Origin of the sequence: Bacillus sp. MRMR6 (assembly GCF_001940785.1) — a bacterium.
GTDB lineage: Bacteria > Bacillota > Bacilli > Bacillales > Cytobacillaceae > Neobacillus.
The window spans coordinates 75,970-88,393 of record NZ_MSLS01000001.1; the positions used below are offsets into that span (position 1 = coordinate 75,970).

Genomic DNA, 12,424 nt, shown 5'->3' on the forward strand with positions numbered 1-12,424 from the left:
CTATAAGTTAGATTTTGAACATATAAATGGTAAAAGACCTTCAAATCATGAAGGTCTTTTACATCGAGAAGAAAGAGGGATTCACATATGCCGAGTGAGTTACAACAAGTAGAGTTAGCGATCCCCATTGATGTGGTTTGGGATTTTATAAGGGATGCAGATAATTGGGCACCGCTTGTACCGGGATATATCCAGCACGAGCAGCTAAATTCCCAATTGATTACTTGGGAGTTCAAAAGTGATCTAGGGATAATGAAGAAAAAAGTTAGTTTATTAATTAAAATTACAGAGTGGAACGAGCCAACTAGAGTGGATTTCAACCTAATAAGAGCTTCGAATGAAAAGTACCTGGGTAAGGGGTATGTTGAAGCAAAGGCCCTTAACAAGGAAAAAACATTTGTTAGAGCGTTTCTTGATATCAATGCAAAAGGGCCGATAGGGTCTTTAGCAAATTCACTTTTCAAAACTGCTATTCCTAAATCGACTGGAGAAGTTGCTGCCGCCATTTCTTCTAAGCTACAAGAATTTAAAAGAAAATAATAACCAAAGCCGCTGACTCTTATCAATTGTTTAGCGGCTTTTTATTTTTCTTTACTTTGCTAAATTATAAAAAAGTTGGTTAATCTATGACAAATTCCTTCATTTTATGTTATATTTATATATAAAATTTATTGAATTAACTGAAAAAGGGGAAGGTGAGAGCATGAAAACAGAGCTTAGAATAAATGACAGCGGTCTTCCACTGCGGCGTGATGTTAAGCTACTTGGTCAAATACTTGGCGAGATCCTGGTTAATCATGGTGGAACTGAGTTATTAGACAAAGTTGAAAAAATAAGAATGATGTGTAAGTCTCTTCGGACACAGTTTGATGAAGAAATTTATGCGGAGTTGAAAAACGAGATTAGCAGTTTGAACTCACCAATGAGAAAGCAGGTTATTCGAGCATTTTCAATGTATTTCCACTTAATCAATGTAGCAGAGCAAAATCACCGAATTCGCAGACGGAGACAATACCACCTAGAAGATGATACCATTGTTCAACCCGATTCAATTGAGAGTGCGATACTTTCATTGAAAGAACACGATATTAATGAAGAAACTATTCAAAATGTCTTAAATTCGCTTTCATTAGAGCTAGTGATAACAGCGCATCCTACTGAAGCAACAAAGCGTTCTATTCTTGAAATCCAACAGCGGATTGCTGGAATACTAAAAAATCTAGATCATCCACTGTTAACGACAAGAGAGCGCAGGAATTTAGAAAATAGCTTATTCAATGAAATTACAATCCTATGGCAGACAGATGAATTGCGACAAACTAAGCCAACCGTTCTAGATGAGGTTAGAAATGGCCTGTTTTACTTTGATCAAACACTATTTGAGGTTTTACCTGAGATTCATCGTGAGGTAGAATACTGTCTTGAAAAAAATTACTCTAATATCAATTGGTCCGTGCCAAATTTCCTTCGTTTTGGTTCATGGATAGGTGGAGACCGCGATGGAAACCCGAATGTAACGCCGGACGTAACTTGGGACACATTACATTTGCAGCGGAAGCTCGTATTAAAAAAATACCAGTCGGTTTTAGTAGAGCTAATGAAACGCTATAGTCATTCATCTACTAGGGTAGAATTTAGTGACGAACTAGTTCAATCACTAGAATTAGAAGAGGACAAGTTCTTAACAGCGGAGAAAAAATGGCCGGTACAAAATGAAGTATACCGTCGCAAATTTGCGGTAATCCTTGAGCGCGTCAAACAGGTTGAAAAATCCGAGGCAGGTTATAAATCCGCAGAAGAATTATTAGAAGATTTGTACGTAGTTAAAAGAAGTGTAAAAAAACATCACCCGGCTGAACATGAGCTAAAAACTATCCAAAAGCTAATAAGACAAGTTCAATTGTTTGGATTCCATTTGGCTACACTAGATATTCGGAATCACAGCGGAGAACATGAGGCAGCGATTACTGAAATCCTACGCAAAGTTCGCATCTCTGAAAATTATGCCGAACTTTCTGAAGAAGAAAAAATTAGTATTCTGCAGAATATTTTACTGGATCCAAGACCCCTGCTGTTATTGAATGAAGATTACTCAAAAGAAACACAACAAATGATTCAAACTTTCCATATGATTAGGAATGCACACAAAGAATTTGGAAAACGATCCATTTCAGTCTATCTTGTTAGTATGACAAAATCTCCAAGTGATTTACTTGAAGTCCTAGTATTAGCAAAGGAAGCTGGAATCTATCGTTTGCATGCTGATGGTACAGTAGAAAGTCATTTGAATGTTGCTCCTTTACTGGAAACAATTGATGATTTAACGGCAGGACCTAAAATAATGGAAACTTTATTTAAGATGCCAGTCTATATCAACCATCTGAATAAAATGAACAATCAACAGGAGATTATGCTTGGATATTCTGATGGAAGTAAAGATGGCGGGACATTAACGGCTAACTGGAAATTGTATAAGGCACAGCTCGAAATCCATGAGATGGCCAAAAGGTATCAAATTAGCTTAAAGTTCTTCCATGGTCGTGGCGGTTCACTTGGACGTGGAGGCGGTCCTTTAAATAAGAGCCTGCTCTCGCAGCCTGCTGAAACAATTGGTGATGGAGTGAAAATCACTGAGCAGGGAGAGGTATTGAGTTCTCGTTACCTTCTAGAAGATATCGCTTATCGCAGTTTAGAACAGGCTACATCAACCTTACTTCAGGCTGCTGCACATGTTTCGAAAGAGTCTGAGGAAGGACATTTACGTGATCAAGTTTGGGAAACTGTTATAGAAGAAATCTCTGCAGTTTCATTAACCAAATATCAATCTCTCGTTTTTGGAGATTCAGATTTCTTAACTTATTTTAATGAAGCTACACCTTTAAGAGAATTAGGAGACTTAAATATCGGCTCAAGACCAATGAGTCGTAAAAATCGCGGCAGGTTTGAAGATCTTAGGGCAATCCCTTGGGTATTCGCTTGGACGCAAAGCAGGCAGTTGCTGCCAGCGTGGTATGCTGCAGGTACTGGCCTAGAAAGCTTTGCTTCAAAAAGCGAAGATAATTTACAGCTGCTGCAGCAAATGTATAATAAATGGCCATTTTTCCAATCGACCATTAATAACCTACAAATGGCTTTAATGAAAGCAGATATTACAACAGCAAAAGAATATCTATTACTTGTTGAAGATCAAGAAATCGCAGAAAGAATCTTTACAAACATTCTTGATGAGTACAACAAGACAAAAGCGATTTTGCTTAAAATTACACAGGATCAAGAATTGCTTGACCATACTCCAAACATCAAAGACTCAGTATATCGGAGAAACCCCTATGTTGATCCTTTGAATTTCTTACAGGTTGAGCTGATTAAACAACTTCGGAGCCAGGAAGAGCCTGATGAGGAGTTATTAACCGAGGTATTACTAACCATTAGCGGAATTTCTGCTGGTTTAAGGAATACAGGTTGACAAAAGAAAATAGTAAAAAGCCACAAACTCTATACAAATGAGTTTGTGGCTTTTTGCTATTTACAAGGTTTTAAATATCAATTTTGAAATTTCTGTGAATATTTTAAAAGTGAATGAGTATTCATTCGTTTTCTCGCAAAAATCGACAAAATACGCATTGTCTAACATGATATATTTTAGCCAGATTCACATCATCAGGATCTCTAGCATGTTCATCACATTTTTAGAATTAAAGTGTTTGGAGGGAATTGAAGTGGCTGTAGAAGAAAGAATGATTCAGGAAAAGAAAGACATTGCCTCAGCGATTGATGTTTTAGCAAAGAATGCCGCTGTCGCACTTGCAAAATTCCGTTGTTATAACCAAGAGATGGTGGATGAAATCGTTAAGCAGATGGCCCACACTGCCCTTAGTCATCATAAAGACCTGGCAAAGCTTGCTGTGGAGGAAACAAGGAGAGGTGTGTATGAGGATAAGGTTTTTAAAAATATGTTCGCTACAGAGTTTATCTACAATAACATAAGAGATTTAAAAACAGTTGGTGTCATTAGTGAAAACGAGCATGAAGGAATGGTAGAGATGGCTGAGCCAGTGGGTGTTATTGCTGGTGTAATTCCAATTACTAATCCAACATCGACTGTTATTTTCAAGTCACTCATTTCACTTAAGACCAGAAATCCAATTATCTTTGCATTTCCTAAATATGCTCAGAAGTGCTGTACGGCAGCCGCAACCCTGCTTAAAGAAGCAGCCATAAAAGCGGGAGCACCAGTTAACTGTATTCAATGGATTGAAATTCCATCCCATGAAGCTTTTCAGACATTGATGAAGCATCCAAAAATTTCCCTCATCCTTGCCACAGGGGGGCCAAACCTTGTAAAAGCCGCTTACAGTTCAGGTAAACCAGCACTTGGCGTAGGGGCTGGCAATGTACCTTGTTATATCGAAAAGACCGCTGATATTAAGAGAGCCGTCAACGATCTAATATTATCTAAAACATTCGATAATGGTATGATTTGTGCTTCAGAGCAAGCTTTAATTATTGATAAAGAGATTTATAAAGAAGTTAAGAACGAATTGCTCGAGAATAGTTGCTATTTCCTAAATAATGAAGAAAAACAAATGATTGAACGTACAGTTATAGATGAAAAGAGTGCTTCTCTTAACCCATTGATTGTTGGTCTTCCAGCCTTTGTAATTGCGAAAATGGCTGGTGTTAATGTCCCAGTAAACACGAAAATTCTCATCGCTGAATTAAATGGTGTTGGACCAAAGTTCCCGCTTTCCTGTGAAAAACTCAGTCCCATCCTTGCCTGTTATAAGGTAGATAGCTTTGCTGAAGGTTTGCTTATCGCTGAAGAGACTCTCGAATATGGCGGTTTAGGGCACTCTGCGGCTATTCATACGGCCGACCAAAATGTAATCGACACCTTTGCCCTTCGTTTGAAGGTAGGACGAATTATGGTTAATACCCCATCAACACATGGAGCGATTGGTGATATATATAACACATCATTACCGTCTCTAACCATTGGATGTGGAACATATGGAGGGAACTCAGTGTCACAAAATGTTGGAGCAGCTAATTTAATTAATATTAAGAAGGTAGCTAAAAGAAGAAACATGACCCAATGGTTTAAGGTCCCATCGCAGGTATTTTTTGAGAGAAACTCTATTCAGGTTTTAGCTTCGATACCAAATATCTCAAAAGTAATGATTGTAACAAGTCAAAGTCAACTTAAAAATGGATCTGTCGACCGTGTGCTCTATCAACTAAAAAAACATCCAGGCAATATCCGATATGAGATTTTATCTGATATTGAACCTGAACCAAATATTGATACTGTCATGAATGGTGCAGACAGAATGAGAAAGTTTCAGCCTGATTGTTTAATTGCGCTAGGGGGAGGATCGGTTATGGATGCAGCAAAGGCGATGTGGCTATTCTATGAACATCCCGATGCAGATTTCAATAGTCTAAAGCTTAAATTCTTTGATCCTATTAAGAGGGTAGTAAGATTTCCATCTCTAAGAGGCAAAGCTATTTTTGTCGCAATTCCGACAACATCAGGTACTGGATCAGAAGTAACATCCTTTTCTGTTATTTCTGATAATCAAGCAAATATTAAATATCCACTGGCTGATCTTCAGCTTACCCCAGATATTGCAATAGTCGATCCAGATTTGGTTATGACCGTTCCGAAACTGGTGACTGCAGATACGGGCATAGATGTTTTGACACATGCAATAGAAGCCTATGTCTCTGTGCTTGCAAATGATTTTACAGATGGATTGGCATTAAAAGCAATACAATTAGTATTTAATTATTTACCAAAAGCGTATCGAGATGGCAGTGATGAGCTTGCCCGAGAAAAAATGCATAATGCTTCATCAATAGCAGGTATGGCATTTGGAAATGCATTTTTAGGAATTAATCATAGTCTAGCACATGCACTTGGTGCAGAATTTAATATTGCTCATGGCAGGGCAAATGCAATCATGCTGCCTCATGTGATACGTTACAATGCAGCTAAACCTAATAAATTCATGACTTACCCTAAATACGAGAAGTTTATCGCAGACCAACGATATGCGGAAATTGCCAAAATGCTAGGACTGCCAGCTGCAACTGTAGAGCAGGGAGTTGAAAGCCTGATTCAAGCTGTCATCAAGCTTGCCGGGGAGTTAGATATGCCTTTAAGTATTGAGGCTGTGGGAGTTAGTAAAATAGAATTTGAAAGGAAAATTAATAGCTTAGCAGAGAATGCCTTTGATGACCAAGATACAATTGCCAACCCAAAGCAGCCGCTCATTTCAGAGCTAGTGGAAATATATAAGAGTGCATATGAAGGTGTAGGGGATTTAGGAAGTAAAAAGTAATACCAAGGAATATTCATCTGTACCAATCAACCAATAAAGGGAGTGAATAGGATGGCTGACAAAGAAAAAAAGGAATATGTAGAACAGGATGAGAGACTCAACTCTACTAATGAAGGACAAGGTTCGGAACCTGAAAAACTAGTAATAGAAGAAAATACGGTAGGACAAACAAGTTTAGATATTCTTTGGAATCAGGCATTTCGTGAGCTGGATGAATGGGTAAACCATGCCAATTTCCGCGATGATACTTTTTTGAAAGAAGCAGCTTTTTTTGCAGAGCGTATTAAACGAAACCAAGAGAATATTAGTGTAGTGACGGAGCAATTTACTAAAGAGCTTGCTGAATGGGAAAGAAACGCAAGAGAAGAAATATTGATGTCAACTACCACATTGCAGCACTTTTTACCAAGAGTATCCTATGAAGAAATAAATCAACAAATCGATCAGGTTCAAAATAAAGCGATGTCTATTTTAAGAGCCCCTTGTCAGGTAATCGAAAATAATCAGCTGATGGATCAATATTTAACAATGGTAGAAAAATATATTTCATTGAGAAAAGCTAGTAGGAAACAATATATTAAGACTATCAAACAAGCTGCAGGTCTTATCTATGAGAGCCAGAAAGGTTTTGTTGATTTATTTACCAATCAACTCAAATCCTTGATCCTTCCATTTAATAAGTATATGGAAAAAACGGAAGAGCTTACTAAATAATAAAATAAGGGTGATAAATGATGTCCAGTGAAAAAGGGTACGAACCATTTGAAGCTTTCAAACAAATTAGTAATATGTGGGAAAAACAACTAAACGGTATGTTATATATGATGACAGATAATAAAGAGTTTGTACGACTGGCTAAGACTGGATTAGATAGTCATTCCCGTTATATGGACCTTCTTAGAAAAAATCAAGAGCTGATGGCAGGGTTGATGAATATTCCTACTAAAAAGGATGTTGCCAATGTGGCAAAACTGTCCATTCAAGCAGAAGCGAAAATTGATATTCTAGAAGAACAAATCTGGAATCTGCAAGATAGTTTAGGCACAATCAAAAAAGATAACCTTGGATTATTTCAGGAAATGGTAAACCTAGTAAAACAATTAAGGTTAGACTTTCAGCAAACCGCTCAAGAAGCTTCTGAAATCAAAAAAGTTAGGGAAGAGCTTCAAGAATTGAGGAGAGGTCTAGTTGATGTTAAGATTCTTCAGGTGAACATTCAGGAGGTTCAGAAAGAGCTTGTGGAAATTAAGGATATGAATAATTATTCCGAAACAAAGTTAATTCAACACGATTTACAGGAAGTAAAAATGGGAATGGTCCAATTATCAGACATAAAGAATGAAATTACAGCCTTAAAAGGACTAATGAATAAAGAAGCAACAAAGGGTAAGGGGAAAGAGAAGGATAAGGAATTAGTTGCTGCAAAATATTGAATGAGAGGGGGCGTTAATAATGTGTGCACAAATAATGGGAAAAGGCATAATACCTAGTTTAGATATTGGAAGGGAAATATATAGGTGGAATCAAGTGTATAAAGTGTATACGGAACCAAAACCAGAAATTGAATCCACACCAAGAGAATGTGTCTGGAAAAAAAATAAGACCACTCTATGGTATCACCCTGCTGATGAAAAAAAATACAAAACTCCTATCTTTCTAGTTTATTCACTGCTAAATAAATCATATATTTTGGATGTAGGCAAAGGGAGCAGTGTAGTAGGCGGATTGACGGAGCGTGGCTATGATGTGTATCTACTTGATTGGGGTTCCCCAGGCTTAGAGGATGCTGAAATAACACTAGATCACTATATTCTTGATTATCTAGAAAGCGCTGTAAAACGTGCACTAAGACATTCTAGAGCAAATGAAATATCAATGGTCGGATATTGCCTAGGCGGTACGCTGGCTGCTATCTTTACATCTATTACGGATTTGCCAATTAAAAACTTAGTGATTGCTGCAGTTCCCATTGATTTTAGTATCGGAATTGTCCCGCAAAAGTGGCTGGACAGTCTGCAAAATGGTGAGCTCTCTTTTGATCGCTTTGCAGATGCGTATGGAACGCTGCCTTCAGAGTTTTTATACTTGATGTTCAGGATGCTGTCACCAATCTACGGCAGTCCCATGATAAATTTGGTCACACGTGCACATGATTATGAATATGTTACGAAATGGCGCCGTATGGACAAATGGACAAAAGATACGGCATCATTTTCAGGAGCTGCATTTAAGCAAATGTTTAATAATTTATATAAAGATAATAAACTTTTATACGGTGAATTGATGATTGGCGGCAAAAAAGTAGACTTGAAGAATATAAAATGTTCACTATTTGTATTTTCTACATCAAGGGATGCACTTGTTTTAGAGCAGCAAACCCTACCTGTTTTAGATTTGGTTTCAAGTGAAGACAAGACGTATGAAGTATTTGATGCAGGACATGTTTCACTCGCCTTAACAGGCCAATTTGCTGTTTTTGTTGATAAGTGGATTTCTTCAAGGTCTGATGCCTTAGAATTAGCTTATAGCTAATATGAACTGTAAATAATCAGGAAGGACCCCCATCCTTCCCGATATATTTTTTAAGCAGCAGCCATATACCGGTTTAAGAACTTTCTTAGCAGAAGATTAAACCGGTCAGTTGCTTCTAGTTTTGCTAAGTGGCCCGTGTTCCTCATGATGATAAACTCTGAATTTGGAATACTCTTATGCATACACAATTGCAGCCAAAAAGGCAGCACAGAGTCATATTGACAGCTGATGATTAACGTAGGTATTTTTATCTTTGGAAGTAAAGACACATTATTAACCTCTAAACAAGATTTCAATGATTGTTTAAAAATTTCCCCTTTAGGCTGAAAATATAGATGGAATTGCTCGACTAACTCATCTTTCCAGCTGTATAGAGCCATTTTACCTGCCCTTTCTTCAAATCTTCCTTCGTTGGAAAGTTTTTTAAATTTTGAAGCCATATGTTTAAACGCTACTTTTCCTAAATTCTTTGGGATATAGTGGAACGTGCTAACTAGAATGAGTGATCGGCAGAGGTCTGGTGATTGACGGTAAATTTCTTGTGCAACAGCGCCGCCCATAGATAAGCCAAGAATGTGAGCGCTTTCAATTTGTAACTCCTTTAATAGGCTAATAATATCCTCAGCGAAATGTTGGATTGAAATCCCCTCGGTTTTGGTACACTCACCATGCCCTCTAAGATCCGGAATGATTAACTCATATTGGTCTGCAAATTCAAATTGACTATGCCACCCCTCCTTTACTTCACCTAACCCATGAATAAGAACTAATGGTTCTCCATTGCCAAAATGTAAATAAGGAGTCCCAAATTTACTTACTTTCGATTTTTTCATTGTACACCTACTTATTCGTTTTATAAAATATTTTCCAATATATGGGTATTCTAAACGTGATGTTACATCATATAGTAACATGTATTTGCCAACTTGACAAAATATTACCTATAGGTGTAAAATACATATAGGTGAGGTGATATAAAAATGGTAAATCAAGACAATCAATCTGTCAATCCATCAAAAAATTTTGTATTGCCATTTATTTTATTACTACTTAGCAGAATGTCTCTTCACGGTTATGAGCTAAGTCAGAAATTACAGGCATTCGGTTTTAAATCGATTGATCAGGGGAATCTCTATAGATTGCTAAGACAATTAGAAAAAGACGAACTAGTTACTTCAGAATGGGATACCAATGGAAGTGGTCCTGCTAAAAGACGATACTCTATAACGAAGGCTGGAATTACATACTTAAAAGGCTATGCCAATCAACTTGAATCATATCAATCAATGCTGGATCAATTTTTCAAAATGTATTCTAGTTTCCTTGAGCTCTATATCCCTTCTTTCCAAAAGAAGGATTCCATAGAGAAAGTAAATAATAGTACGAGGAGGAAGGATCATGGCACAGAAGAAGAGTGAAGCAGTTCCGGCTGAAGAAAAAAAGCTTCCTGTATTGGAAGAGCATAAGACTGAAGGTTTATTTATTGATACACTTTGGAATCAGTATGAGCAGTCACTTGAAAGAGCCCGCAAACTGCGTGAAGCACGTGAGGATGCTTATATGAATGCCTTAAAGGAAATTGTTAAGTTCAATAAACAATACAGAAAATCTCTTGCCGGCCTCTATGATCAAACAAGAAAGACTAACAAGGAAGTTATAACAGGGTTGCTTCAGCAATTGAATACACGCAAAGACGAATTAATAAAAGCAGAAGAAAAAATGGAAGCAGAATTGGTTACCGAGCGTGAAGAACTTAAAAACCAATTGAAGGAAGTCACAAAGCAACTAGAAAATCTTGCATTAACTCCTGTTAAATCAATCATTGGAATCATTGACCAGCTAGAGGATAATTTCGAGAAGAGTACAGAATCAAATATTGCTTATGCCCGTGAACGTAGAAATGCGTGGCAGCAGGTAACAAATGAATATGTTAAAATGGCTAGAAATACTCATAGTGAGATTGTTGAACGTGGGAAAAACAGCCTTAAAGTGTTAGTGAAAAACTAAATATTAAGGAAATCTAGTATACATTTAAAAACAGATCAGTTTATGGTCTGTTTTTTTTGTATTCTTGAACAATTTGTTAAATTACGTGCGAATAAGTAATTTGAAACATAATTGTAATCTAATTATTACTTAAATGACAAGATTTGATGATATACTTCTATTTGCAACAATATAAGCTATTATCAGCCAAATTATTTTTTTATAGAATAGAATATTTAAGATTGATAGAGTGAAATATGACTAGATTCTAAAAATAATGTCTAAATTATTTGGTTCGTAGACTAAGACTTCCAATCGCTTAGCTATGAAGGAAAGCAGGGAATAGATTGAAAAAGAAAATCACATTGCTCTTAACAACAATCATGCTTGGTATTGGAAGTACGGTAGCGTTACCAAATGTAAAAGCTGAAGAAAATAACCAACAACTAGATTCTAAAATTAATAGGGCTAACGAGGAAATCTTGCAAGTGAAGGGTGAGCTCGATAAATTAACCATCCAAATAAATAAAGTAAATCAAGCAATAACAGATAACGATAATCTCTTTAAGCAAACAGAAGAAAATATCAAATCATCTCAATTAGAAATACATGAACTTGATAAAGAAATATCTTCAATAAAAGACAAAATTGCAAAAAGACATGAAGTATTAAAGAAACGTGCCCTTTCTATGCAACAAACGGGTGGGAAAATTAGCTACTTAGATGTATTATTTGGTTCTTCAAGTCTTAGTGATTTTATTGATCGGGCAACGGCCGTTGTTTCGATCGTAGAGGCAGACCAAAGTTTGGTAGAACAGCATGAAACGGACATTCAAGAAGTCGAAAAAAAGCAAGTATCGGTTGAAGAAAAACTTTCTGAACTAGAAGAAATGAAAATTGAGTTAGAAGGAATTAAGCTTCTAATTCTTGAACAAAAAATGCAAAATGATCAGTTAAAAACAGAATTAGAAAAAAAGAAACAAGAGAAAACTTCTGAGAAACTAGAATTACAGCAGCAAAAAGAAGCAGGTTTGGCAGCGTTTACTCAAACAGGTAACAATATTGGCACACCAATTATCACTGCACAATCTACTAATTCACAGAGTTTGGTTTCAACTTCTGTTCCTAAATTAACTGGATCAATTAATGATGTTATCTTAGCAGGCTATAAATATATTGGTAATTCAGTTTATGTTTTTGGCGGCGGTAGATCGTCATATGATATTGCCAATGGGAGATTTGACTGTTCTGGTTTTGTACATTGGGCTTTCTCCCAAGCTGGGATAAACGTTGGAGCTAGTACAGATTCTCTTAAAAATAGTGGGACGCGCGTTACTGTAAGTCAGATGCAACCTGGTGATCTTGTCTTCTTTAATACCTATAAAACAGATGGTCATGTTGGAATTTATATTGGCGGAGGGAAATTTATAGGTTCTCAATCATCAACAGGTGTTGCAGTTGCAGATATGACTAGCGGATACTGGAAACAAACGTTTAATGGCAGAGTCAACCGAATTATTTCTAAATAAGGACTTGCGAGGCATATCGCCTCGCTTTTTATA

10 protein-coding genes are annotated in these 12,424 nt (G+C 36.8%); 9 read left to right on the forward strand and 1 reads right to left on the reverse strand.

Going from position 1 to position 12,424, the window contains the following annotated elements; all coding sequences use genetic code 11:
* The first annotated feature begins 87 nt into the window (after positions 1-87).
* The 6 genes from BTR25_RS00425 to BTR25_RS00450 all read left to right on the forward strand — a co-directional run bounded on the left by BTR25_RS00425 (position 88) and on the right by BTR25_RS00450 (position 8,876).
* Positions 88-540 (forward strand): SRPBCC family protein, encoded by a 453-nt coding sequence (locus tag BTR25_RS00425; RefSeq protein WP_075685031.1) that lies wholly within the window; start codon positions 88-90, stop codon positions 538-540.
* A 163-nt stretch (positions 541-703) separates the two neighbouring features.
* Positions 704-3,466 (forward strand): phosphoenolpyruvate carboxylase, encoded by a 2,763-nt coding sequence (gene ppc / locus BTR25_RS00430; protein WP_075685033.1) that lies wholly within the window; start codon positions 704-706, stop codon positions 3,464-3,466.
* A gap of 253 nt (positions 3,467-3,719) precedes the next feature.
* Positions 3,720-6,344: a bifunctional acetaldehyde-CoA/alcohol dehydrogenase gene (gene adhE / locus BTR25_RS00435; protein ID WP_075685035.1), complete on the forward strand. Its 2,625-nt coding sequence runs from the start codon at positions 3,720-3,722 to the stop codon at positions 6,342-6,344.
* Between the two features lie 51 nt (positions 6,345-6,395).
* Entirely contained in the window at positions 6,396-7,058 is a 663-nt protein-coding gene (locus tag BTR25_RS00440) for a hypothetical protein (protein WP_075685037.1), read from the forward strand.
* Positions 7,059-7,075: 17 nt separating this feature from the next.
* Positions 7,076-7,777, forward strand: a complete 702-nt coding sequence (locus BTR25_RS00445) for a hypothetical protein (RefSeq protein WP_139311147.1) — start codon at positions 7,076-7,078, stop codon at positions 7,775-7,777.
* A gap of 19 nt (positions 7,778-7,796) precedes the next feature.
* Positions 7,797-8,876 carry an alpha/beta fold hydrolase gene (locus BTR25_RS00450; protein WP_083652210.1) on the forward strand — a complete coding sequence of 360 codons (1,080 nt, stop codon included), beginning with the start codon at positions 7,797-7,799 and terminating at the stop codon, positions 8,874-8,876.
* Between the two features lie 50 nt (positions 8,877-8,926).
* On the opposite strand, the gene BTR25_RS00455 is transcribed toward BTR25_RS00450, so the two are convergent.
* Entirely contained in the window at positions 8,927-9,709 is a 783-nt protein-coding gene (locus BTR25_RS00455; protein ID WP_075685041.1) for an alpha/beta fold hydrolase, read from the reverse strand.
* A 147-nt stretch (positions 9,710-9,856) separates the two neighbouring features.
* Here BTR25_RS00455 and phaQ point away from each other — a divergent pair, with 147 nt between their 5' ends.
* The 3 genes from phaQ to BTR25_RS00470 all read left to right on the forward strand — a co-directional run bounded on the left by phaQ (position 9,857) and on the right by BTR25_RS00470 (position 12,391).
* On the forward strand, positions 9,857-10,294 hold the full coding sequence (gene phaQ, locus BTR25_RS00460) for a poly-beta-hydroxybutyrate-responsive repressor (protein WP_075685043.1): 438 nt from the start codon (positions 9,857-9,859) through the stop codon (positions 10,292-10,294).
* Entirely contained in the window at positions 10,275-10,883 is a 609-nt protein-coding gene (locus BTR25_RS00465; RefSeq protein WP_075685045.1) for a hypothetical protein, read from the forward strand. The genes phaQ and BTR25_RS00465 overlap by 20 nt, the downstream gene beginning before the upstream one ends.
* Before the next feature lie 326 nt (positions 10,884-11,209).
* On the forward strand, positions 11,210-12,391 hold the full coding sequence (locus tag BTR25_RS00470) for a coiled-coil domain-containing protein (RefSeq protein WP_254842605.1): 1,182 nt from the start codon (positions 11,210-11,212) through the stop codon (positions 12,389-12,391).
* Positions 12,392-12,424: the final 33 nt, after the last annotated feature.

Excerpts from the sequence above, each read along its gene's own strand:
- BTR25_RS00450 (WP_083652210.1), top strand. The coding sequence starts at position 7,797 with ATGTGTGCACAAATAATGGGAAAAGGCATAATACCTAGTTTAGATATT.
- BTR25_RS00445 (WP_139311147.1), top strand. The coding sequence starts at position 7,076 with ATGATGTCCAGTGAAAAAGGGTACGAACCATTTGAAGCTTTCAAACAA.
- BTR25_RS00455 (WP_075685041.1), bottom strand. The coding sequence starts at position 9,709 with ATGAAAAAATCGAAAGTAAGTAAATTTGGGACTCCTTATTTACATTTT.
- BTR25_RS00440 (WP_075685037.1), top strand. The coding sequence starts at position 6,396 with ATGGCTGACAAAGAAAAAAAGGAATATGTAGAACAGGATGAGAGACTC.
- ppc (WP_075685033.1), top strand. The coding sequence starts at position 704 with ATGAAAACAGAGCTTAGAATAAATGACAGCGGTCTTCCACTGCGGCGT.
- BTR25_RS00465 (WP_075685045.1), top strand. The coding sequence starts at position 10,275 with ATGGCACAGAAGAAGAGTGAAGCAGTTCCGGCTGAAGAAAAAAAGCTT.
- BTR25_RS00425 (WP_075685031.1), top strand. The coding sequence starts at position 88 with ATGCCGAGTGAGTTACAACAAGTAGAGTTAGCGATCCCCATTGATGTG.
- phaQ (WP_075685043.1), top strand. The coding sequence starts at position 9,857 with ATGGTAAATCAAGACAATCAATCTGTCAATCCATCAAAAAATTTTGTA.